Origin of the sequence: Candidatus Kryptonium thompsonii (assembly GCF_001535985.1) — a bacterium.
Taxonomy (GTDB): Bacteria; Bacteroidota; Ignavibacteria; order Kryptoniales; family Kryptoniaceae; genus Kryptonium; species Kryptonium thompsonii.
This window is the reverse complement of record NZ_CZVS01000001.1, coordinates 1-23,760: the sequence shown is the minus strand read 5'-3', so window position 1 is coordinate 23,760 and position 23,760 is coordinate 1. Positions and strand designations below refer to the sequence as shown.

The window sequence follows — 23,760 nt, the reverse complement described above, 5'->3', positions numbered from 1 at the left end:
ACAGGTTGTTCAATTGATTTTTTAAGCGCATTTTCATAGATTTATTTCTGGCATTTTCACCTCCACCATTTTCATTAGGTGGGGGTTAAGTAGAGTCAAATTCAAATTAAAAAGGGAGTTTTTTAAATGCAAAGTATTTTGGTGACGGGAGGCGCTGGGTTTATTGGAAGTAATTTTGTCAGGTACATGCTTCAGAATTATCCGGGGGTTAAAGTTATAAATTTCGACAAGCTCACCTATGCGGGTAACCTTGAAAATTTGAAGGATGTAGAAAATAATCCGAATTATCATTTTGTAAGGGGTGATATCTGCAATCAAGAACTTGTTGAATATGTGGTTCAAGAGTTTGATATTGATGTAATCGTGAATTTCGCCGCTGAATCACATGTTGATAGAAGCATACTTGGTCCGGAAATTTTTATAAGGACAAATGTTCTTGGGACTCAAGTTTTGCTTGAGGTGACGAAGAAATTTGGGATTGAAAAGTTTATACAAATCTCAACAGATGAAGTATATGGTTCGCTTGGCTCGGTTGGAAAATTTACTGAGGATATGCCACTTTTGCCGAACTCGCCTTATGCAGCAAGCAAAGCAAGCGCTGACCTTTTGTGTAGAGCTTACTTTAAAACATTTGATGTCCCTGTTATCATAACGAGATGTTCAAATAATTTTGGACCATATCAATTTCCAGAGAAACTCATACCTTTGATGATAATAAATGCCTTGAACGACAAGCCATTGCCCGTTTATGGGGATGGAAAAAATGTTCGGGATTGGATTTATGTTCTTGATCATTGTCGTGCGATTGATTTTGTGATTCAGAAAGGTAAGCCTGGGGAGATTTACAACATCGGTGCAAGCAATGAATGGCAGAACATTGATATTGTAAAATTAATTTTGAAAAAACTTGGAAAGCCGGAATCGTTGATAAAATTTGTAAAAGATAGACCTGGACACGATAGAAGATATGCGATGGATTGGACGAAGATTAAAAATGAACTTGGTTGGGAACCAGTTTACACTTTTGAGGAAGCCATCACAGAAACTATAAACTGGTATATTCAAAATGAAAACTGGTGGCGGAGGATAATTTCGGGTGAGTATCAAAAGTATTATCAGGTTTGGTATGAAGAAAGGTTGAAAAATTAATTTTGAATTAACCGTTTGATGCAATTAGAGGAAAAGATAATCAAGAAAAAGGCAAAAATTGGCGTCGTTGGGCTTGGGTATGTGGGACTTCCGCTTGCAGTTGAATATGCTTCAAAGGGTTTCACAACGATTGGCATTGATATTGATAAAAGTAAAGTTGAGAAGTTGAACAGAGGGGAAAATTACATTCTTGATGTTGATTCGGAGAAGGTGAAAAAACTTGTTAAGTCAGGTAGACTTTCGGCTGTAAGCGATTATTCCGCTGTTGATATACTTGATGTTATTTTCATCTGTGTTCCAACACCTTTCAACGAAAATAAAGAACCTAACATTTCACATATCCTGGATGCGGTTGAAAACATTGCCAAAAAGTTAAGACATGGGCAGCTTATAATTTTGAAGAGTACGACCTTTCCAACGACAACTGAAAATTATGTCCTTCCCATTCTTGAAAAAACTGGCTTAAGGGTTGGGAAGGATTTTTTTCTTGCCTTTTCACCCGAGAGAATTGACCCCGGAAACAAAGAATGGAATCTTTCAAATACTCCTGTGATCGTTGGTGGCGTTACGCCTGAATGTGCCCGTATGGCTGAGATAGTTATAAAGCAAATCTCAAAGAATGTGCATCTGGTTTCATCGCCACGTGTTGCGGAAATGGCTAAACTTCTTGAAAATATATTTAGAAGTGTTAACATAGCTCTTGTCAATGAGCTAGCTCAGCTGTGCGATAGGATAGGTAATATTGATATTTGGGAGGTTATCGAAGCAGCGTCGACGAAGCCTTTTGGTTTCATGCCTTTTTATCCAGGTCCAGGGATTGGTGGACATTGCATTTTGGTTGATCCATATTATCTTTCGTGGTTTGCAAAAGCGTATGACTTCCACACTAATTTTATTGAACTTGCAGCTGAAACAAACGAGTCGATGCCATTTTATATCGTAAATTTAATTTTGAGAGAGTTAAGTTATTTGCCAAAAACACTGAAAGATGCAAACATACTTTTTCTTGGGGTTGCTTTCAAAAGAAATGTCAATGATACGCGACTTTCCCCTGCTATTAAAATCATGGAACTTCTTATGAGGGAAGGTGCGATAAATATATTTTACAACGATCCTTATGTTCCCGAGATTTGGGTAAACTCAAAAAAATTTGAATCAATTGAGCTGAATGAAAGGAAATTACAAAAGTTTGATATAGTTGTGATCACGACCGATCACAGCATTTACGATTTTGAGTTTATAGTTAGAAATTCAAAGGTTATAATTGACACAAGAAATGCTACAAAAGGTATTGAAAACAGCACGGCAAAGATAGTCAGGCTCGGTGCTGGGATGAACCGCAATGAAAACAAAAATTGACTTTTATTATGAAAAAGTTTTTTATTCTAATCTTTGTCTTCTATGTTAACCTCTTTTCGCAAATTCCGGAGATAAAATCTGAAGCTCCAACGAAGGAACTTGGGATAAAGTTTGACGATTTGCTTAAACAAGCTCAAACTTTTCAGTATCCAGTGTTGGACCCATCCCTTCTTGCACTTGAAAAGCCAATCGACCCTGAAACTTACATTGTTGGACCAGGCGATATCTTAAGTGTCAATATATGGAGCGCACCCCCGTTGAATTTTACCGTTCAGATAACCACTGAGGGTACAGCAATAATTCCAACTGTTGGCGAGGTAAAAGTTTCTGGTCTTACGCTTTCCGAGGCAAAAAGGAATATAATTCAGAAGATAAAATCAAAGTATATAGCCAGTGAAATTACAGCAACCCTTATAGTCCCTCGCTCGTTTAATGTCACTGTAACCGGATATGTTTTAAATGAAGGTAAATACAAAGTTCGATCTGTTGATAGAGTTTCGACGGTGCTTGGGCTTGCTTTTTTGCCGATAGATTCATTTCAATTGATGAGGAAAGCAACAATGATTGATAGCGTTAACTTTAGAAAAATTTTATTAAAAAGGAACGGGAAAGTAATAAATGTTGATTTGCGGAAATACTTTGCAACTGGAGATGATAAATATAACCCATATCTTCTTGAGGGTGATTGGATTGTTGTACAGCGTCGCGATTTGTCCTCATTTGTTGCAATATACGGCGCTGTGAATAAGCCAGGGGCTTATGAATTTGTCCAAGGTGACAAGCTTACTGACATCGTTGAAATAGCTGGGGGGACAATTGAGAGTGCCGACCTTGAAAACGTTGAAATTATACGGCTTGATGAAGAGGGGAAACTAAAGGAAAAGTTAAATATAAATTTGAGAAAAATTTTGAACGGTGAGACAAGTGATTTAACACTTGAAAACAACGATAGAATTTTCATCCCCGAAAAGAGAACATTGAAACAGAATTATACCGTTACGATCGCAGGTGAAGTTAAATACCCTGGAACATACCCGATTTCAAGAAATGGAACAATGTTAAGCGAGGTAATTAGCAAGGCTGGTTTATCTGTTTCTTCCGATTTAGATAATGCTTATATAATAAGGGGTGGAGTACAATTTGATCCACAGCGAGAGTTCATTTTCAGCTATTTTCTTCTTAAGAACTTCTCGCTTTCAAAAGAGGATTCTATAAATTTTGCTCAGGAGGTTGGGCTTTTAGATTCTGTAAAATTTGTATCGATTAACATTAAGGAGGTGATAAATAAAAATTTGGATTTGGAACTTCAGGATGGTGATTTTATATTTGTGCCTCGGAAGCAACCATCGATGGTTTATGTTTTCGGTCAAGTGAGCAATCCTGGGTTTGTACCTTATGAAGCTGGAAAGAATTACAAGTATTATATTTTGAAGGCTGGGGGGTTTTCTCAGCTTGCTAGAAAAGGTGATGTGAAAGTTATAAAGAGAAAGACGTATCTTTGGTATGATGCGGGAAGTACTGAAATTGAACCGGGTGATTTTATATTTGTTCCAAAGAAGATAGTAAGAGAATCAATTTATTATTGGAATCTCACGAAAGATATAATTTCAACGGTAGGTGCGGTTGCGTCAACCGTCGCGACAATAATTTTGATTTACAATCAAATTAAACAGAAATAATTTTACTTTATCTATAGATGAAGCAGCAATACAAGGCCGAATTACTTCTCTTGCTAATCACATTTATTTGGAGTGGGACATTTAGTATAGTTAAAAAAGCACTTGATGATGTCTCGCCTTTAATTTTTCTTGGGGTGAGATTTGGGATTTCAGCGGTTTTATATATCTTCTTTTTTCACAATTCTTTTAAGCATTTTAATTCTCTTGCTTTTAAGCATGCTTTAATTGTTGCTTTCTTTTTATTTGCTGGTTTCGCATTTCAAACCGTCGGGTTGAAATACACGACAGCTTCAAAGTCTGCCTTTATAACTGGTATGCTTGTAATTTTTACCCCCATAGCTCAGTCTATAATTGAACGCAAGCCACCGAAGCCGGGAAACTTAATTGGAATTTCGCTTGTTACCTTAGGTCTTTTGTTGCTTACTTCAAAGGATGATTCGATCGAAAGTTTTGTTTATTCACTTGGGAAAAATTTTACAATTGGAGATTTTCTGACGCTTCTTTGTGCGGTGATGTTTGCTCTTTACATTGTTTATATTGATATATATTCAAGGCAACATCCAACCCATATTCTTGTTTTGGTTCAACTTGCTTTAACTTCGGTTTCTTCGTTTTTGATTGCATTTATTTTTGAAGAACCGAAGATAAATTTAACAACAGGTTTGTTTTTCGCTTTGATTTATACTTCTTTGCTCGCCACTGTATTTGCAACTTATGTCCAAACAGCGTATCAAAAATTTACAACCCCAACTCGCGCAGCTGTCATTTTTACAATGGAACCAGTTTTTGCTGGGATTATAGCGTGGATATTTTTAAGTGAAAAACTTTCACCTCTTGCTGTATTTGGTTCTATTCTGATGCTTGCAGGTCTTTTAATTTCTGAGTTGTCGGATGTTATTTTTAAAGGTGATTTTAGAAATTTTTTAAGGCGAAAATAAGTTTAATTTTATATGAGAAGAAAACAAACTTTGTTTTAAAATAGATGAGAAATTCAAAGGAGAAAACAGTTGTTGTAGCGATGAGCGGAGGAGTTGATTCATCAGTTGCTGCTGGGATTTTAAAGGAGCAGGGTTATAATTTAATAGGCATAACGATAAAGACATACAATTACGAGGATATCGGCGTTCAAAATGAACATAGTTGTTGCTCGCTTGAGGGAATTAATGACGCTCGAATTGTTGCGGCAAAGCTTGGGTTCCCGCATTATGTAATCGATTTTACGAAGGAGTTTTATCGTGAGGTGATAAATTATTTTATCAAAGAGTATCTTGAGGGGAAAACACCAAATCCATGTGTGATTTGTAATCGAAAGATAAAGTGGGAAGCTTTGATAAGAAAAGCACTCTCACTTGGGGCTGACTACATTGCAACGGGTCATTATGCGAGAATAAGGTTTGATGAAAAGAGCGGTAGATATATCCTTATGCGTGGTGTTGATGCGTCAAAAGATCAATCATACGCCTTGTGGGGTTTGACGCAGGAAAGTTTGAGTAGGACGATTTTTCCACTTGGAGAATTGACAAAGCAGGAAGTAAGGGAGCTTGCTAAAAAGTACGGGTTAAAAACTGCAAATAAACCTGAAAGTTTTGAGATTTGTTTTGTTCCAGAAAATGATTATACAAAGTTTCTTGAAGAAAATGTCGAGGGACTTGCTGAGAAAGTTAAAGGTGGTGATATAGTTATGAATGGCAAGGTTATTGGGAAACACCGAGGATATCCTTTTTATACAATTGGGCAGAGAAAGGGTTTGGGCGTTGCTCTTGGCTATCCCGTTTATGTGATCGGCATTGATCCCGAGAGAAATATAATTGAGGTTGGGAGCGAGGAAAAACTTTATCATAATGCTTTGATAGCTGGAAATGTTAATTTAATCTCAGTTGACAAAATTGAAGATGGGATGAGGGTTACGGCAAAGATAAGGTACTCTGACGAAGGAAGCCCAGCGATACTTGAAAATTATGAGGGCGGAAAAATACTTGTTAAGTTTGAAAAACCAAAACGTGCAATTACCCCTGGACAGTCAGTTGTATTCTACGATGGTGATGTTGTTGTTGGCGGTGGTATAATTGAAAGCGTGCTCGATGTTTAGTATCTATCAAGTCTGAATTTTTCCCCGAGATACAATTTTCTTGCTTCGGGATCGTTTGCGAGAAATTCTGATGTTCCTTCTTTTAAAATTTGTCCTTCAAATAAAAGGTAAGCTCTATCCGTAATTGAAAGTGTTTCATGGACATTGTGATCAGTTATTAAAACGCCGATATTTCTATTTTTTAAATTTGCCACTATGTTCATCAAATCTTCAACTGCTATAGGATCAATCCCAGCAAATGGTTCATCAAGGAGTATAAATTTTGGATCCGTTGCAAGTGCCCTGGCAATTTCTGTTCTTCTTCTTTCGCCACCGCTCAACATATATCCCTTGCTTTTCCTTATGTGTGCGATGCCAAAGTCCTCAAGTAACATTTCAAGCTTTTCTTTTCTCTGTTGGGGGGTTAAATCCATCACTTGGAGAACAGCCATGATGTTCTCTTCAACGGTCAGCTTTCTAAATATGCTTGCTTCTTGTGGTAGGTAGCTTATCCCTAGACGTGCCCTTTTATACATCGGCATTTTCGTTATCTCAACATCATCAATAAAAACTTTGCCAGAATTTGGTTTTATCATCCCGACGATCATGTAAAAAGTTGTCGTTTTCCCAGCGCCGTTCGGTCCGAGAAGCCCAACAACTTCGCCTTGCTTTACTTCTATACTGACATTGCGGACGACATACCTTTTCTTGTATCGCTTGTAGAGAGAGTCCGCCCTTAAAATACTATTGTTTGAGCTTGTTTTTTCTTCGTCTTTTTTATTTAGCCCAAACGATTTCAAGCTTAGCATTTTTCTTCGGCTTTCTTTTTACATAGTTGAAACCTTCAAGGTTAAAACTCGATTCCTTGCCAGCAATAAGCTCCTCAGGATAGTAAACCCCTTCAATTCCGCCGACAATTTTTATCCTTTGCATTTTTCCATCTTTAAACTTAATCCATACGCTATCTCCGCTCACATGGTTAACTCCATTTGGCTTTTTTTCACCTGTTTCACCAGTTTCAAAAATATAATACAAACTCACTGCGTTTTTTTCAACATAAACCTCGTCAATTTTATTTTCCTTGAACTTAATTCGCATTGTTTTCCCCTTTAATTGATTAAATCTTTCCGGATAGGCGGAATCAGCTGGATCAATGGCGAAAGCAGAACCATAGATAAAAACCTCATCAATTTTCCGATCGATTAATTTAACCACAATTGAATCACCAGAAATTTGGCTGTTCTCATACCACACAATTGGGTTTCGCCACAGGATTATTAAATCTTTTTTATCGTAGTAAAAGACATCGCCACAAACTGCAGAGAGATCACCTCGAACTATCACAACGCTATCTGTTGCTGAAAACATACTTACACTTGTGTCTCTGAATGCTTCCATAAATTTTCCGATAACTATCAATGTATCGACTTTTCCATCAGAAGAAGTATCAATTTGAACAAGCTTTGGATTAGTTTTTATAACGCTATATTTTGCGCTATCGTAGTTCTCGAAGTAGCCCCCATAGATTGTAATGTTGTTTTCAAGATTTTTGATGGCAACATTTCCAACTGCAATTGATTTTTTATCTGTGCGATAGTAAAAAAGTTCATCTGATGTTATTATCGTGGTTGAATCAACAAGTTTTACATTTGATTTAAAAATGGCAAGTTTTTTCTGAGTGTCGTAGTTTCCATATTTAGCTTCAAGGCTTGTTCTTCCATCGGTTAATTTTACATTTCCTTCGCATATCGCAATTTTTTTATCGCCGAGATAAACTCCTTGATCCGCTTCAAGTAAGAGTGTATCTTGTTTAACCTTTAAGTTTCCGTAAGCTTCAATTCTGTTTTCATCAACATATTGGATTGCCCTATCGCACCAAACATATATGTTTTCATGTTTTAGTTGGACATTACCTATTAGTTCTCTTACTGTTTTTGAGTCGTATTTTCTTCCGACCAAGCTGTCGGCATGAATGAGCTGGATGAGCTTGGATTGTTGTGAAAGCATTTGAGCGATTGAGAAAAGATTGAGCAAAAGAAATATCGTTCTGTATTTTAAAAATTGCAAGAATGCGTTCATAAACATTTATTTTTTCTCTTCCACTTTGGCTTGACCACTTACTCTATAGACAACATAATTTTTCAAATCTTGGTCTGCTTCAAACCCATAACCTTGAAGTATTTCATTTGGTGAAGTTACTTTTACAAATGCATCGGATCTTACTTTACCTCGCTCATTATCCCAAAACAGTCTGCTTGTTTCAACCTTCGTTCCCTCGTTTGAAACCGCTATTATGTTTCCGTATGCCTCAAGATTTTTATTTTTTTCTATAACTCGTCCGCTGTCGGCGATAAGAAAAGATGTGTGCTCGCCAGCTTCATTATAAAAATCAACCCTGAAACCTTGATTTAAGATTGTAACTTCTTGTTCTTGAAAGACCATGATGTGATTTGCTTTCAAAATTGCTCTTATCCTGCCCGAATCACTGAAAGTTATCGTCGCATTCCATGATTCCTGGGCTGGGATTTGTTCACGGGGTAGTTGAATAATTGAAGGTTTTACTTTTTCCTCGCAAGAAGAAAATAACAAAACCGATGCAAGGAATATTAAAATTTTAATCGTCATTTCTTGTTTCGTTGTCCGTTTCTGATGAACTTAATCCAGCTTTTACAAGGTCGTGAATGTGTATCATTCCGATCGGTTTTTTATCGTCATCGATCACTACAAGTTGGGTTATGTTATATGTCTCCATTTGTTGAAGTGCGGTTACTGCAAGTGCGTCTTTTTTAATCACCTTTGGATTTTTCGTCATGACTTCTCCAGCTGTCAAGGCAAAGACATTTTCAGTGCGTTGAAGCAATCTTCTAAGGTCGCCATCAGTTATTATGCCAACAAGTTTTCCATCTTCATCAATTACACATGTTGCTCCAAGTCGTTTTGATGTCATCTCGATGATTGTTTCCTTCATCGGTGTAGTTGTATTTACAATTGGCACTTCTTTCCCAGATACCATAAGTTCTTCAACTTTTAGAAGTAATCTTTTGCCGAGAATTCCTCCCGGATGGAAAAGGGCGAAATTTTCCTTTGTGAAGTTTCTTTTTTCTAAAAGTGCGATGGCAAGGGCATCACCCATTGCGAGCGTAGCAGTTGTTGAAGCAGTCGGCGCAAGGTTATATGGGCAAGCTTCTTCTTTGACTGAAACATTTAAGATATAATCAGAAAGTCGAGCAAGTTGCGAATTCATATTTCCAACCATGGAGATGATTGGGACGCCGATCCGTTTAAAAATTGGGATTAATTGAAGAACTTCAATCGTATTCCCACTTTTTGAAATACATATTACAACATCTTCTTTTCTCACAACGCCAAGGTCGCCGTGAAGTGCATCTACCGGGTGAAGATAAAGCGCTGGTGTACCTGTTGAATTTAAGGTAGCAACAATTTTTCTTGCGATGATCCCTGATTTTCCAACGCCAGTTATTATAACTCTCCCACTTGAGTTTAAAATTAAATCCACAACTTTCGCAAAGTTTTCATCAATTCTTTTCTCAAGTTCAGCAACTGCAGAAGACTCAATTCTTATAACTCGTTTTCCAATTTCAATTACATTTTTTTCCGCTACAACTTGCTCTTTTTCCATAACATTGTGGCGCTTTATTTTCTAAATTTTCGCTTTAAAAATTGAATGAAGCCTTTTTTCTCCTTTATCTCATCGTAGGAACTAGTATCAACTTTGGCGAAGAGTTTGCTATAATTTACGAATGCATTATTTATATCCGCATCTGAAAATTTATTGATGTTTTCAAATATAAAGTTAGTATTTAAAGGAGCGGTTCGATCAAGAAGCTCTTTCCTTTGTCTCAAAAGCTCGTTGAAGAAATTTGTGACAGGGATGATATAGTTTATTCCGGTCGTTATTTCATGTAGCCATATTTTTTTATCAAATGGAGCTATCACAAGAATTAAATTGTGCTCGGTTTTTGAGAAAATTTTAACTTCACGAACTGGTTGTCCTGTTGCGGGTGATTTTTCGCCGGGGTTCCAATAAGCGTAAGACCATCTTTTTATCTCTCTTAATTCACCAGGAATGAAATCCCCAAGCAAGTTTACAATATCAATTTGGATTTGATTGTTGTATGGCTTATGTATCAAGATTTGAATTTTGGCTTTTTCAGTTTCAATTTGTCCAAGCGAAACAATGGGCATGAAAAATGTTTCTTCATTTGGTTTATCATCCGGTTGCCCAAGGATCAGGTTATCAGGTTCAAATTTTCCGTAACCTATAACCATCATCTCTTTTATCATTTCACGATAAGCTCTATAACCAGGTTTGCTCTCTGGTAACATCCAAAGTATCCAATCTATTTCATGCTCAGTTAATTTTCGGGGGAATTTGCCGTTTATGTTCATTTAGTATGGAAGTTTTAATTTTTCAAGTTAAATGTAGTAAGACATAGTTAAAAATCAAAGTTGCGTGTGTTTTTAATCACTTTGCTTTTGGTTTGACTTCAAAGGATTTATTTAGTATATTAACAAAAAATGGAGAGGTGCCCGAGAGGCCGAAGGGAGCCGCCTGCTAAGCGGTTGTACCGCCAAAAGCGGTACCGAGGGTTCGAATCCCTCCCTCTCCGCTGATTTTTTTATTTGTTTGTTCATAAAAACATAAAATGGAGGGAATATGGCTAAAAAAACGAAAGCAACAAAGACAGCTAAAACTGGGAATAAAGCCGCAAAGGCAATAGAGTTGAAAGTTGGGCAGAAGGCTCCGGATTTTACACTTCCATCCGACACGGGTGAAAAAGTTTCCTTGAAAGATTTCCGTGGTAAAAAGGTTGTTCTTTATTTTTATCCAAAGGATGATACGCCGGGTTGCACTAAGGAAGCTTGCTCTTTTAGAGATAACATAGATCGGATTCTTCAAAAGGGTGCTGTTGTGATTGGTATAAGTGCTGATAGCGTTGAATCACATAAAAAGTTTAAAGAAAAATATAATCTTAACTTTCCGCTTTTAAGCGATGAAAAGCATAAAGTGCTTGAAAAGTATGGAGTATGGAAGGAGAGAAGTCTTTATGGTAAAAAATTTATGGGGACGGAAAGAACTACATTTATAATTGATGAGAACGGCAGAATCGCTCATATATTTAGAAAAGTTAAAGTTGATGGACACACTGATGAAGTTCTTCAAAAGCTCGATGAGCTATCACAAAAAGTTATTGCTTAAGTTGTGATCGCGCCGTGCTTGAGATACCAAAATTTTATGAAAGTTTTCTCTCTAAGGTTTCGAATGTAAATTTAAACTCACCGCGCCAGCTGAAGAAGGTTGCGGAAATAGTTGCTGCGATGTCCGAATACTTTACCCGCAAGAACCTTCGGAAGGAATTTGTTTTTTATGATTATTTAAGCAATGGGGAGGTTCAAAAAGGTTATCTTGTTTATTTTACAACTACAAACCTTTTAAAAGTTTATGTGCCTTTAAATGAAATTTCTCATTCCGGATTTTTCAGAGGGAAGAAAAAGCTTGAAATACTTGATATCGGTACAGGGCTTGGAACGGTTGTAATGGGGACGATAATCTGGATGCATGAGAATATTAGATACTTTAGAAATACCGAAGTTAAATTTGTTGCTCTTGATAAAGTTGAGCAAAACATCAGGAAATTTCAGGAGAATCTTGAGTTCTTTTTGAATGAACTTAGAAATCACTACTCGGAAACGATAAAGGTGGAAGTTGAACCAGCAATTTTTGATATTGAACATGCTTTTGAAATGTTTGATAAAAGGTTTGATTTGATAACGGTTGCAAATACCCTGAATGAGGTCGTGTATGAAAAAAGAAATAAACTGCTTCGCCTTATAAACTCTGGGATAAAAGATGATGGCTTTGTAATTTTAATTGAGCCAGCTTTAATGATAACATCCCGTGATCTTCTCGACTTCAGGGATAAAATGATAAAGCAAGGCTTTTATATTTACTCACCGTGTTTGAGAAATTCAAATTGCCCAGCACTTGAAACAGATAAAGATTGGTGCCATACGGAAGTTGAGTGGAAACGCCCTGAATTTATAAGACAAATTGACCTTGTTGCAAAGAATTATCGCAAGACACTTAAATTTTCCTATATAGTTGCAACTAAAAAAGATATGAATCTAATTGATTTTGTTGCTGGCGAGAGAAATTTCAAGGATTATTTTAGAGTGGTGAGTCAGCTTATCGTTGAGAAAGGGAAAAAGCATTGTTTTGTTTGTAACGAAATTGGAAGATTACATTGTGTTAAGCTTGATAGAGTTGATTCGCCCCAAAACCAAATTTTTGACGAGATTGACAGATATGAAATTATCACAATGAAAAATTTTGTAAAGTCAGATAAAGAGATTAAAATTACACAAGAGACAGAAGTTAAAAAAGTTCTAAACAACGAAGGCAAAATTTAAACAAAAAGGCGAGAGCTATGAGAGTTCTTGATCTTTATCTCAAAGGTGGATTGATAATGCATTTGATTTCAATCACGCTTGTTATTATGATCTATGTCATAATTGAAAAGTTTCTGGTCATCAAAAGGGCAAAGGCAAATGTTAAGGAGTTTATCGTCAGCATTAAAGGGCTCGTTAAATCCGCCAACATTCCTGAAATTATAGATTATTGCAATTCTCATAATACCCCAATTTCGAGGATATTTAAGCAAGGGTTGCTGAAGCATGGTTTTGGAGATGATAAAGTTCGTGAAGCGATCGAAATGGCTGGAAGAAGCGAAGTTTTTAATCTTGAGAAAAGACTAAGCATTCTTGCGACTATCGCTGGGGTTGCGCCACTGCTTGGATTTCTTGGAACAGTTACAGGGATGATAAACGCATTTATGACAATTCAAGCACTTGGAGGAATCGTATCTCCTTCTGACCTTGCTGGTGGGATATGGGAGGCACTTCTTACAACTGCTTATGGCTTGATTGTTGGCATACCTGCCTATGGGTTTTACAACTATTTCGTCACGAAAATAAATCGCCTTGTCCACGAAATTGAAATCGCAACGACTGAATTTATCGATATTTTAAGCTCAGAAGAATTTAAAAATCAGATCAAGTCAGAAAAATGAAGTTTGAGCTGAGAAATAAACCACTTACAATTTTTACATTCGCATCGCTTACTGATATAATTTTGCAACTTTTAATTTTTTTCCTTTTAACATCTTCCTTTATAACTCAATCTGGGATAAGAATTCAATTGCCCATTTCTGAAACCAGAGAACAGATAAGTGATAGACATATTATAATTACATTGACCGCCGAGAACGAGATTTATGTCTTTGGAGAAAAAGTTTTAAAAGGAGATTTGCCTACAAAGTTGAAAGAGGTTTCAGATGGGAAAACGGATAAACTCGTTGTTCTTCGAGCCGATAAAAATGTCCCAATTCAGGAAGTTATAGATGTTATGGACATTTCAAAGTCGGTTGGGTTGACAAGGTTTGTCGTTGCAACACAGGTGAGGTAAATAATGATGGATGAAAAAATTCAAATAAGGGCTCTGCTTTATACGGCGATAATTTGTTTTGGGGTTTTCCTTTTAATGTTGCTTTATAAGATCACAATTGAAGTTAAGGAAAGCGTTAAATTTGCTGAAGTTGTTTTCGTTCCACCCGTTGAAGAGCAAGTTCAAAGAGTGAGCCGAGGGTCGGGGTTTCAAGGGCTTGGAAAGTCAGCAAATGCGGTAAGAACAGTAAATCTTCCCAAGATAAATTTGCCATCAAGATTTGTTCTGAGTGAAGAGGAAATTTTGCTGCAAAAGTTTGCTGAAAAAATTGATGTGATTGAAAGGGAAGGTGAGATCAAAGGTTTGGGTTTAGGGGTTGGTAAAATTGGAGAGGATGCGAGTTTGGGTAAGGGAATAAAACCAGAAGTTGGCGTCTCAGGTTCAGGGAAAGCAGGGATTGGTGAGATAAAAAGAGACTTTGGGGCTGGATTTTCACCGAGGCTTTCATACAACATTGAATGGGAAGGGAAAGTAAATCGGATTAAAACTGGTGGAGAATTGCCAAGATTTCCGCAAGGAGTAAAGGAATCCGCCATTGTCAGATTTAGAGTCGTTGTCCTTCCAGATGGGACGATTGAAAGGATTTTCCCACTTGAAAAGGCGAATCCAGATTTTGAACGGGCTGCATTTGAAGCATTGCAAACATGGAGATTCAACCCGATAAAAGAAAATGTTAAACAAAGTGGCGTAGTAACATTTAATTTCAAAGTTGAATAAAACTTTCCCATAAAAGTGGAGGGTTGAAATTGGAATGGATAAAAGCAATTTTGCTTGTCCTAGCGATTTTCGGGGTTATCGGGGTTTCTGAAATTTTAAGGAAAATTTTTCAATTTGATCCTGAGGTTACGAGGAAAGTTATTCATATAGCTGTTGGTGTTTTTGTTTTTCCAGCACCGCTTATTTTTAAAAGCTCGCTTCCAGTTATTTTAATTGCTTTATTTTTCATTGTTCTCAATTTTTTGAGTTTGAAGCTTAAAGTTTTTAAGGGCATGGACTCCGTTGAGAGGCAAACTTATGGGACTGTTTATTATCCGCTTGCTTTCTTGATCCTTGTTATAGCCTTTTGGAATAGCTATCCTGCTATAATTTCAATTTCAATGTTAATCCTTGCGCTTGGGGATGCCTTTGCTGCAATTGTGGGCGAAAGTGTAAAGAATCCAAAACTTTATAACTTAACTGGCGATAGAAAGTCTGTTCAAGGTTCGCTTTCCATGTTTATTACTTCGTTCCTTGTTGTGTTGACTTTTTTAATTTTGACGGATAATTCGAAATTATGGTGGGGCGATGTTTTAAACCTTCCTGTTGAAAAAATTATTCTGATCTCTTTGTTGACCGCTTTATTTGTTTCAGTGGTTGAGGGGATTGGATCATATGGATTTGATAATTTATTTATTCCCCTTGGCTCTGCGTTTATGCTTCATTTGCTTGTGGTTGCTGATAAATTAAATCAATCTTTGTTAGCTTTCAGTCTCGCTGTTTTAATTGCCGTTGTATCGTACAGGTTAAAATTTTTATCCTTGAGTGGTTCGGTTGGGACTTTTTTGCTTGCAGTTATAATCTTTAGCGTTGGTGGGTGGAAATGGACAATTCCAATTCTTGCGTTTTTTGTTTTGTCAAGTATAATTTCAAAAATGGGAAGGAAACGAAGGGAGAAATTTGATTTAATTTTTGAGAAAACAAGCACACGGGATATTTATCAGGTTTTGGCAAACGGTGGAGTTGCTGGATTAATTGCTTTGATTTATCATTTTTATCCGAGGGAGCTACTTTATTATGTTTATCTTGCTTCTGTTTCCGCAGCGACATTTGATACATGGGCAACTGAGATAGGGACATTGTTTCTCTCAAAGCCACGGCTTATCACAAATTTAAAACCTGTCGAGCCAGGAGTTTCAGGTGGTGTTTCGCTTAAAGGGACTTTAGGCGGTCTAATTGGTTCAATTTTCATATTTTTAAGTGCAACCATTTGGATCAAATGGAGTTTGTTTAAACTTGTGTCAGTTGTTCTCGCTGGGTTTATTGGAAGTTTTGTTGATAGCTTGCTTGGTGCGACGATTCAAGCGCAATATAAATGCAATGTTTGTTCAAAAATAACTGAGAAAGTATTTCACTGTGGGGAGGTCACAGATTTGATCCATGGGAAGGTATGGATTAATAACGATTTTGTTAATTTTGTCTGCACAACATCAGGTGCGCTGGCTGGTCTTATCATCATGATTGTTTAAAATAAAAGTTTCATTGGTGATGCCGTTTAAATTTAACGAGGATGTGGCAATTGCCGATATTGCGGTTGAGGTATGGGCTAATACGATAGAAGATTTGTTTAAAGATTCAGCACTTGCTGTAAGTGAAGTTATGGTTGATACGAAAACAGTTGAACCCCGAATTGAGAGAGAGATTATTTTAAATTCTGATTCCATTGAGATGCTTCTCTTTGATTTTTTGAGCGAGGTTGTTTATTTCAAAGACGCTGAGCGATTGCTCTTTTCGAAATTTGAGGTTGAAATTGTTGATTCTAATCTTAGGGGAAAATTTTGGGGTGAGGAAATAGATAGGGAAAAGCATGTTTTACGGATCGATGTGAAGGCTGTGACTTTGTATAGATTTAATGTTAGAAATGAAAGCGGTATTTGGCGAGCCGAGTTCGTGCTTGATATTTGATAAACCTCGGGGAGACCTTTTGAATTTGGTCTCCCCTTTCTTCATTCTTATTTGAACAATTTTTTATATTTGTTGTAGTTCTCCATAATCTTATCAACATAGTTTATAGTTTCCTGATAATTGTTAAAGTATCCACTCCGGGGTCTTCCAGCGGGCCAGATGTATTTGTGAAGTGTGTAGTACTTGCTCGAGAGCAGAGGTAATATGGTTTTAATAGTTTCCCACTTATTGGGGTCTTCGCCAAGGTAGATAGCAATCTGTTGTGCGTCAAGCACACGCCCCGGTCCAGCGTTATATGCGGCAAGGGCAAGTTTTAAGCCTTCGGTTGAATCCATGCCTTTTGAATAAAATCGGTTGAATTGTATCCATAAATAGTGTATCCCGGCAATGATATTTTGTTCAGGGGTTCTGAAATCATAGATATGTGAAACATTTATAACAAGTTCTTCTCCTGTTTCTGGCATAATTTGGAGAAATCCGTAGGCACCTTTCGGGCTTACGGCGTCGTGTCTAAAGCTTGACTCTTGTTGAATTGTAGCTATAATCAATCTCCAGTCAAATGTGTATATTTTTGAATATTTTTTAATCAGGGGTAGATATTCTTTTATAGTTTCCGGGATAGGTATAAATGTGGCGTTTTTAGAGGGACTTAACGAGGGGTCTTCGCTTTGTTCTTCGGAGGATAAACCGTCATTAGACTGTACGTAGCCAGCATATAGAGGGTGAGTAGAAGGAGATTTAGCTTGGAAATTAAATCCATGGAAGCTCATTGCCATTGTTAAACTGAAAAGAAAAATAATAATTTTATGCCCTCCTTCATTTAAGAGTTTTTTGTCGAACCTGCGAATTCTCCTTGCTCGTTTGGGCTTGGATTTATTATTTTGAACGAAAAATTTAAGCATAAAAAGTCCCATATTTTGTTTTTAATCCAGGTAAAACAAGGGTTAAACCACTTACCTTTAAATTCAAATGAGGGTATACTAATTTAACCCTTGCAATTATAAAATGCAAAATATCGAGCTTAAAAACTGTGACCAAGCTAACCCCTAATTGGAACAATTCTTTAATAACGCCCTTAAACTTTGTTTTTTATTGATTTTCAATCAAAATTTTTTGTAAAAACTACAGTTTTAAATTCCTTATCACTTGAATTTTATTGGATATTTTGGTAAATTAACTCAGTTGAAATTTAAAATAGGAAAGTTGGAGGTGTAAGATGCGCTTTTCAATCTCAAGTGACAGGTTAAAAGAGGCACTGTCAAAGGTATCTGCTGTCGTTCCTTCAAAAACGACCTTGCCCATTCTTCAGGATATTTTATTTGAGTTAAAGGGTAATGCACTTTACTTAACAGCAACCGATCTTGAGATATCGGTTCGAATGACGATCGAGCCTGTGGATGGCGAGGAAGACGGGGCTGGAGCGATCCCTGAGGATAAGCTTACAAGCGTTGTTAAAGCATTGCCCGAAGGTTTACTTTTAAAGTTTGAGTCGCTTGATTCAAACAGGGTGTTAATTACTACAAACAAGGGCGGAGAATACAAGATGAGCATTGAACCTGCGGATTCATTTCCCGCTATACCAGAGTCAATTGGGGAAACCGCAGGGTTTGGGGTTGTTATTTCAGGTGGAGTTTTAAAAGAGATAATTGAAAACACAGTTTTTGCAACATCTAAGGAGGAACTTCGCCCGGCGACGATGGGGGTTTTATTTCAGTTTAAAGGGGATGAGTTTATTGCTGTTGCCACGGATGGATATCGGCTTGTTAAGATAGCCCGTAGAGGTGTGGTAAATTTGAAGGGGGGAGCAGATTTTTCTGGTGTTATAGTGCCTGCGAAAACGCTTCAGATAATAGCTAAGTCAATTGAAGATGAGGAAACTTGTGAGATTATGATCAATGAAAAGCATATTCAATTTTCAACTGAAAGGATCACAATTATTTCAAGGTTGATCGATGAAAAATATCCCAATTATGAAAGCGTAATCCCATATGAAAACAATAAGGAACTCGTCGTTGAACGTGATTTGTTCCTTTCGACTGTTAAGCGCGTTTCTATATTTGCGAATTCGACCACGAACCAAATAAAATTCAAACTTGATCCTTCTGGGTTTGTTGAGGTTTCAGCTGAGGATGTTGATTTCGGTGGTTCTGCTAAAGAGAGGTTGGATTGCGCATATAATTCCGAGCCGATGGAAATAGCTTTTAATGCGAAGTTTATCACCGATATTCTTGGTCATATTGATTCTGAAAAGGTTTTATTTAAATTTGGAAGCCCGACAAGGGCAGCTATCGTTCAGCCGTATGAAGATTCGGAGGACAGGGAGATGTTGATGCTCGTTATGCCAATGAGATTAAATGCCTAAGAAATTCGAAATGGTTTTGAAATCGATAGAGATAAAAAATTTTAGAAATCATATACACACTAAACTTGAGTTCTCTGAAAACTTGAATTTATTTGTCGGCGGTAATGCCCAAGGTAAGACGAGCATACTTGAAGCTATTTCATATCTTTGTTTGACCAAAAGTTTTAATGCGAACTCTGATTCTTATGTTTTAAATTTCAATGCAAAGTTTTTTGAGGTCTTGGGGACATTTGAGCTTGATAATGGGAACGAGGTGACTGTTAAGGTGAATTTTGAGAACGGTCAAGGTAAAAGGATTTTTTTAAATAAAGAGAATGTAGAAAAGTTTGCGATAGTTGTGCATAAATTTCCAATTGTTATCCTCTCCCCCAGGAGCAAAGATGTTGTCCAGGGAACCCCCGAGGATAGACGGAAATTTTTTGACCTTGCGATAGCCCAATTAAGCTCTGTTTATGTTGACGATATTCTTAACTATAAAAAAGTTTTAAAGCAGAGGAATAGAATTTTAAATGCGATAGCAAGTGAAGAGGTGAAACTTGAGCAGGGACTTGATCTTCTTAATGTTTGGGATGAAGAATTTATCAATTATGCGGCGAAGGTGACTTTTAGAAAGGTTAAATTTATGAATGACTTTATACTTTTTTTCAAAAAGGCTTACTCAAATTTTTCTGCAGGTGAGGATGCAGAAATTAAGTATCTGACGCAAGTTGAGGTTGATGTGCAGGATGATTTTGAAGTAATAAAAAATAAATTTGAAGTGGCGCTTAAAAAGTTAAGATCTGAGGAGATAAGGCGAGGCGTTACGTTGATTGGTCCGCACAGGGATGAATATGTTTTTGAAATTAACGGTCATGAGGTAAAACGGTTTGCGTCTCAGGGACAGATGAAAACATTTTTAGTTGCTTTGACGATGGCGAAATTTTTTTATTTAAAAGAGAAAAAATCTGAAACACCTATTTTACTGCTTGATGATGCGTTTGATGAACTTGATGTTGAAAGAGCTAAGAAGTTGATTTCATTTGTTGGTAATGTTGGTCAGGTTTTTATAACTGCTACTGATCTTAATGTGTTATCAGGAATTGAAGGAGAATTTAAGATGAAAAAGTTTATTGTAAAATTAGGAACGGTGAACGATGCGTAGAAAAGGTCCTGTTTTATTAGGTGCCGTGTTGGATGAATTTTTGAAAAACATAGGTGTTGAACGCAAGGTTAAAGAAGGGATGGTGCTTGAGCGGTGGAATGAAGTTGTAGGTCCTTATATAGCGAAGGTTTCAAAAGCGGATAGAATTGAAAACGGAGTTCTCTATGTCAAGGTGATAAATCCATCTTGGAAACATCACCTTTTTATGTTTAGGCGTGAAATAATAAAAAAGTTAAACGATTCTCTTAAACTTGATGTTGTTCGTGAAATTGTTTTTATCGATTCTGGGGCTGATTTTTTAAAAACATAAGTATGATTCTAAAAATGCCGAAATCTAAGTCAGCGAAGAAAATAAAGGGTACAAAAGATTCAAAAACGGCGCAAGTTAAAGTTGATGGTAAAAAGAAACTTGATACTGATTTGAAAAAGAAAGAAACGAATATTACGAATGCTTCGCCATCAAATGGCAATGTGAGCGACTATACCGCTGAAGCTATTCATGTTTTGAAAGGTCTTGAGGCGGTAAGGAAAAGACCAGCAATGTACATCGGTGATGTTGGGGTTAGAGGATTACATCATTTGGTGTATGAAGTTGTTGATAATAGCATCGATGAGGCGCTTGCAGGATATTGCAAAAACATTGAGGTTACGATAAATAAAGATGGCTCGGTCAGCGTTCTTGATGATGGACGTGGAATTCCTGTTGACATTCATCCGGAGGAGAAGAAATCCGCACTTGAAGTTGTGATGACGGTTTTACATGCTGGAGGTAAATTTGATAAGAGGGTTTATAAGGTTTCAGGCGGATTACACGGAGTTGGCGTCTCGGTTGTAAATGCTCTTTCTGAATGGCTCGTTGCCGAGGTTTATAGGGATGGAAAAATTTATAGGCAAAAATATGAGCGTGGGATCCCTGTCACACCAGTTGAAGTTGTTGGAACGACGGAAAGAAGGGGTACGAAAGTTACTTTCCTTCCGGATAAATTAATTTTCAAGAATATAAAGTTTGATTTCGAACGACTTGCCGAAAGGATGAGGGAACTTGCGTTTTTGAATCCAGATGTCACTATTACGCTTGAGGATAAAAGGACAGGGCAGAAAGAGGTTTATCATTATGAGGGCGGAATAGTTCAATTTGTTAAGTATGTTAATTCAACCAAAAAGCCACTCCATCAAGATGTAATTTATATATCTGGAGAAAAGGAAGGCGTTTATGTTGATGTTGGAATTCAATACACGGATGAATATACGGATACAATTCTTCATATGTTAATGACATTAACACTATTGAGGGAGGAACGCATGTAAGTGGTTTTAAGTCGGCGTTGACGAGGACGCTCAACACTTACGCTCAGAAGAACAACCTTTTGAAGTCAAAGATCGAACTTACAGGTGACGATTTCAGGGAAGGATTGACTGCGATAATAAGCGTCAAGGTTCCCGAACCGCAGTTTGAAGGACAAACAAAGACGAAGCTTGGAAATAGCGAGGTTAAAAGCATTGTGGAGTCAATAGTTGCTGATGGTTTGATGGAGTATCTTGAAAGGAATCCATCGACAGCGAAGAAGATACTTGAGAAATGTATTCGTGCAGCTGAAGCCAGGGAGGCGGCTCGTAAAGCAAGGGAACTTGTAAGAAGAAAGAATGCCCTTGATTCGGGCGGTCTTCCGGGTAAGCTTGCTGATTGTTCTATTAATGATCCTGAGCTTACTGAGATTTTTATTGTTGAGGGTGATTCTGCGGGTGGAAGTGCAAAGCAAGCGAGGGATAGACAATTTCAGGCGATTTTGCCTATAAAGGGTAAAATTTTAAATGTCGAGAAAGCACGGCTTCACAAAATTCTCGAAAATCAAGAAATAAGGGCAATTGTTCAAGCTCTTGGGACAGGCATCGGTGATGAAGATTTCAACCCGGACAAGGTCAGGTATGGAAAAATCATATTGATGTGCGATGCCGATGTTGACGGGAGCCATATAAGAACTTTGCTTTTGACTTTCTTTTATAGATACATGAGAGAATTAATTGAAGCAGGTAGAGTCTATATTGCTCAACCACCGCTTTATAAGATTAAAAAAGGTAAGCTTGAATTCTATGCGTATAGCGATGAGGAAAGAGATGAAATAATAGAAAGGTTAAAGCAAGAAAAAGAGCCAGGGGAAATTACCATCACACGCTTCAAAGGTCTTGGTGAAATGAATCCGGAGCAACTTTGGGAGACGACGATGAATCCGGAGAAAAGAACTTTGCTTCAGGTTACAATTGAGAATGCAGCTGAGGCGGATCGAATTTTCTCAATACTTATGGGAAGCGATGTTGAGCCGAGGAAGGAATTTATAGAGAAGAATGCGAAGTTTGTCAGAAACCTTGATATTTAACTTTGAAGTAATCAAAAATAAAATTTTGGAATTAAGTAAATGGCAACGCTTCAGGAAAAAATTCAACCTGTTGAGATTGAGGAGGAGATAAAGTACTCTTATCTTGACTATGCGATGTCAGTTATCGTTTCAAGAGCTTTGCCTGATGTAAGAGATGGTTTGAAACCAGTTCAGAGAAGAGTTCTTTACACGATGTATGAACTTGGACTTTTGCATAATAGACCTTATAAAAAATGCGCAAGAATAGTTGGAGAGGCGCTTGGAAAGTATCATCCGCATGGGGATGCTGCGGTTTATGATACGCTTGTTCGCCTTGCACAAGACTTTACAATGAGATATCCCCTTGTGGATGGACAGGGTAATTTTGGGTCGATAGATGGGGACTCACCTGCGGCGATGCGATACACAGAAGCCAGGCTATCTGAAATTGCAGAGGAGATGCTCCAAGATATTGAAAAGAACACGGTTAATTTCCGACCCAATTTTGACGAAACATTGAAGGAACCTGAGGTTCTGCCGACCGTTCTTCCAAATCTACTTGTAAATGGTTCAAGCGGTATTGCTGTTGGAATGGCTACAAATATCCCGCCGCATAATCTTAACGAGATAGTTGATGGATTAATAGCGCTTCTTAAGGATCCCAACCTTCCTGTTGAAAAGTTGATGAAGTATGTAAAGGGTCCTGATTTTCCAACTGGTGGAGTAATTGTTGGTTTTTCAGGAATCAAGGAAGCTTATACAACTGGCAGAGGAAGAATCGTTGTTCGTGCGAAGGCAAGCATTGAAAATTATAAAGGGCGTTCAAGGATCGTTATAACTGAAATCCCATATCAGGTTAATAAATCTTCACTGATTGAGAAAATTGCTGAGCTTGTGCAGAACAAAAAGATAGAAGATATATCGGACATAAGAGATGAATCGGATAAAGATGGGATGAGGATTGTCATTGAGTTAAGGCGTGATGCACAGCCTGAAGTTGTTTTGAATAATCTTTACAAGCACACGAACCTTCAATCAACATTTGGCGTGATAATGCTTGCGCTTGTAAACGGTGTGCCGAAGATTTTGAATTTGAAGGATATGATGATGGAGTTTATCAATTTTAGACTTGATGTGATTGTTAGGAGAACGAAGTTTGAACTTGAAGACGCTGAAAGGAGAGCGCATATACTTGAGGGATACAAGATCGCACTTGATAACATCGATGAAATTGTTGAACTGATAAAGAAGTCAAAAGATCCAGATACTGCGAAGGTAAACTTGATGAAAAGATTTAAACTTACGGAGATTCAAGCGAAAGCAATACTTGACATGCGTTTGCAGAGGTTGACAGGGCTTGAGAGAAGCAAAGTTGAGAGTGAATATAAAGAAACGATAAAATTAATTGAGCGTTTGAAAAGCATTCTGAGAAGCAAAGAATTGCAGAAAGAATTAATCAAGG

At 37.3% G+C, this 23,760-nt stretch carries 22 protein-coding genes, 1 tRNA gene and 1 pseudogene; 18 read left to right on the top strand and 6 right to left on the bottom strand.

The window, feature by feature from the left end; translation table 11 throughout:
- Positions 1-126: 126 nt before the first annotated feature.
- The 5 genes from rfbB to mnmA are packed head-to-tail and all read left to right on the top strand — an operon-like array spanning position 127 to position 6,276.
- Positions 127-1,149 carry a dTDP-glucose 4,6-dehydratase gene (gene rfbB / locus AWW78_RS00120; protein WP_047133667.1) on the top strand — a complete coding sequence of 341 codons (1,023 nt, stop codon included), beginning with the start codon at positions 127-129 and terminating at the stop codon, positions 1,147-1,149.
- 6 nt (positions 1,150-1,155) lie between these two features.
- The gene (locus AWW78_RS00115; RefSeq protein ID WP_047133666.1) at positions 1,156-2,508 is read left to right on the top strand and encodes a nucleotide sugar dehydrogenase; all 1,353 of its coding nucleotides are present in this window, start codon (positions 1,156-1,158) and stop codon (positions 2,506-2,508) included.
- Between the two features lie 8 nt (positions 2,509-2,516).
- Positions 2,517-4,187 carry an SLBB domain-containing protein gene (locus AWW78_RS00110; RefSeq protein ID WP_047133665.1) on the top strand — a complete coding sequence of 557 codons (1,671 nt, stop codon included), beginning with the start codon at positions 2,517-2,519 and terminating at the stop codon, positions 4,185-4,187.
- A gap of 17 nt (positions 4,188-4,204) precedes the next feature.
- Positions 4,205-5,125: a DMT family transporter gene (locus AWW78_RS00105; protein WP_047133664.1), complete on the top strand. Its 921-nt coding sequence runs from the start codon at positions 4,205-4,207 to the stop codon at positions 5,123-5,125.
- 44 nt (positions 5,126-5,169) lie between these two features.
- The gene (gene mnmA, locus AWW78_RS00100; protein WP_047133663.1) at positions 5,170-6,276 is read left to right on the top strand and encodes a tRNA 2-thiouridine(34) synthase MnmA; all 1,107 of its coding nucleotides are present in this window, start codon (positions 5,170-5,172) and stop codon (positions 6,274-6,276) included.
- On the opposite strand, the gene lptB is transcribed toward mnmA, so the two are convergent.
- The 5 genes from lptB to AWW78_RS00075 are packed head-to-tail and all read right to left on the bottom strand — an operon-like array spanning position 6,273 to position 10,665.
- A complete protein-coding gene (gene lptB / locus AWW78_RS00095; RefSeq protein ID WP_082349131.1) occupies positions 6,273-7,064 on the bottom strand; it encodes an LPS export ABC transporter ATP-binding protein in 792 nt (263 codons plus the stop codon). The genes mnmA and lptB overlap by 4 nt on opposite strands.
- The gene (locus AWW78_RS00090; protein WP_047133662.1) at positions 7,033-8,340 is read right to left on the bottom strand and encodes an OstA-like protein; all 1,308 of its coding nucleotides are present in this window, start codon (positions 8,338-8,340) and stop codon (positions 7,033-7,035) included. Before AWW78_RS00090 ends, lptB begins: the two co-directional genes overlap by 32 nt.
- Positions 8,341-8,880, bottom strand: coding sequence for an LPS export ABC transporter periplasmic protein LptC (lptC, locus tag AWW78_RS00085; RefSeq protein WP_047133661.1), 540 nt, complete (start codon positions 8,878-8,880; stop codon positions 8,341-8,343).
- Positions 8,870-9,895 (bottom strand): KpsF/GutQ family sugar-phosphate isomerase, encoded by a 1,026-nt coding sequence (locus AWW78_RS00080; RefSeq protein ID WP_047133660.1) that lies wholly within the window; start codon positions 9,893-9,895, stop codon positions 8,870-8,872. Before AWW78_RS00080 ends, lptC begins: the two co-directional genes overlap by 11 nt.
- Before the next feature lie 14 nt (positions 9,896-9,909).
- On the bottom strand, positions 9,910-10,665 hold the full coding sequence (locus AWW78_RS00075; RefSeq protein ID WP_047133659.1) for a hypothetical protein: 756 nt from the start codon (positions 10,663-10,665) through the stop codon (positions 9,910-9,912).
- A gap of 131 nt (positions 10,666-10,796) precedes the next feature.
- On the opposite strand from AWW78_RS00075, the gene AWW78_RS00070 reads away from it, so the two are divergent.
- The 8 genes from AWW78_RS00070 to AWW78_RS00035 all read left to right on the top strand — a co-directional run bounded on the left by AWW78_RS00070 (position 10,797) and on the right by AWW78_RS00035 (position 16,441).
- Positions 10,797-10,886 (top strand) — tRNA-Ser (locus AWW78_RS00070).
- Between the two features lie 47 nt (positions 10,887-10,933).
- The gene (gene bcp, locus AWW78_RS00065; RefSeq protein ID WP_047133658.1) at positions 10,934-11,476 is read left to right on the top strand and encodes a thioredoxin-dependent thiol peroxidase; all 543 of its coding nucleotides are present in this window, start codon (positions 10,934-10,936) and stop codon (positions 11,474-11,476) included.
- Positions 11,477-11,490: 14 nt separating this feature from the next.
- Positions 11,491-12,687, top strand: a complete 1,197-nt coding sequence (locus tag AWW78_RS00060; protein WP_047133657.1) for a small ribosomal subunit Rsm22 family protein — start codon at positions 11,491-11,493, stop codon at positions 12,685-12,687.
- A 17-nt stretch (positions 12,688-12,704) separates the two neighbouring features.
- Positions 12,705-13,346: a MotA/TolQ/ExbB proton channel family protein gene (locus AWW78_RS00055; RefSeq protein ID WP_047133656.1), complete on the top strand. Its 642-nt coding sequence runs from the start codon at positions 12,705-12,707 to the stop codon at positions 13,344-13,346.
- Positions 13,343-13,741, top strand: coding sequence for an ExbD/TolR family protein (locus AWW78_RS00050; protein ID WP_047133655.1), 399 nt, complete (start codon positions 13,343-13,345; stop codon positions 13,739-13,741). The genes AWW78_RS00055 and AWW78_RS00050 overlap by 4 nt, the downstream gene beginning before the upstream one ends.
- Positions 13,742-13,744: 3 nt before the next feature.
- The gene (locus AWW78_RS00045; RefSeq protein ID WP_075426601.1) at positions 13,745-14,497 is read left to right on the top strand and encodes an energy transducer TonB family protein; all 753 of its coding nucleotides are present in this window, start codon (positions 13,745-13,747) and stop codon (positions 14,495-14,497) included.
- Between the two features lie 29 nt (positions 14,498-14,526).
- Positions 14,527-16,005: a DUF92 domain-containing protein gene (locus AWW78_RS00040; protein WP_075426602.1), complete on the top strand. Its 1,479-nt coding sequence runs from the start codon at positions 14,527-14,529 to the stop codon at positions 16,003-16,005.
- A 19-nt stretch (positions 16,006-16,024) separates the two neighbouring features.
- Positions 16,025-16,441 (top strand): archease, encoded by a 417-nt coding sequence (locus tag AWW78_RS00035; protein WP_047133652.1) that lies wholly within the window; start codon positions 16,025-16,027, stop codon positions 16,439-16,441.
- Positions 16,442-16,488: 47 nt separating this feature from the next.
- Here the strand turns inward: AWW78_RS00035 and AWW78_RS00030 are convergent, their stop codons facing one another.
- On the bottom strand, positions 16,489-17,343 hold the full coding sequence (locus AWW78_RS00030; protein ID WP_047133651.1) for a transglycosylase SLT domain-containing protein: 855 nt from the start codon (positions 17,341-17,343) through the stop codon (positions 16,489-16,491).
- Positions 17,344-17,657: 314 nt separating this feature from the next.
- On the opposite strand from AWW78_RS00030, the gene dnaN reads away from it, so the two are divergent.
- The 5 genes and pseudogenes from dnaN to AWW78_RS00005 all read left to right on the top strand — a co-directional run.
- Positions 17,658-18,803 (top strand): DNA polymerase III subunit beta, encoded by a 1,146-nt coding sequence (dnaN, locus tag AWW78_RS00025; RefSeq protein WP_047133650.1) that lies wholly within the window; start codon positions 17,658-17,660, stop codon positions 18,801-18,803.
- The gene (gene recF, locus AWW78_RS00020; protein ID WP_075435859.1) at positions 18,796-19,944 is read left to right on the top strand and encodes a DNA replication/repair protein RecF; all 1,149 of its coding nucleotides are present in this window, start codon (positions 18,796-18,798) and stop codon (positions 19,942-19,944) included. Before dnaN ends, recF begins: the two co-directional genes overlap by 8 nt.
- Entirely contained in the window at positions 19,937-20,254 is a 318-nt protein-coding gene (locus AWW78_RS00015; protein WP_075425981.1) for a DciA family protein, read from the top strand. The genes recF and AWW78_RS00015 overlap by 8 nt, the downstream gene beginning before the upstream one ends.
- Positions 20,255-20,385: 131 nt before the next feature.
- Positions 20,386-22,319: pseudogene (gene gyrB / locus AWW78_RS00010) on the top strand (DNA topoisomerase (ATP-hydrolyzing) subunit B).
- Positions 22,320-22,358: 39 nt separating this feature from the next.
- Positions 22,359-23,760, top strand: a 1,402-nt coding sequence (locus tag AWW78_RS00005) for a DNA topoisomerase (ATP-hydrolyzing) (protein ID WP_047133649.1), incomplete at its 3' end; no start/stop codon positions are given.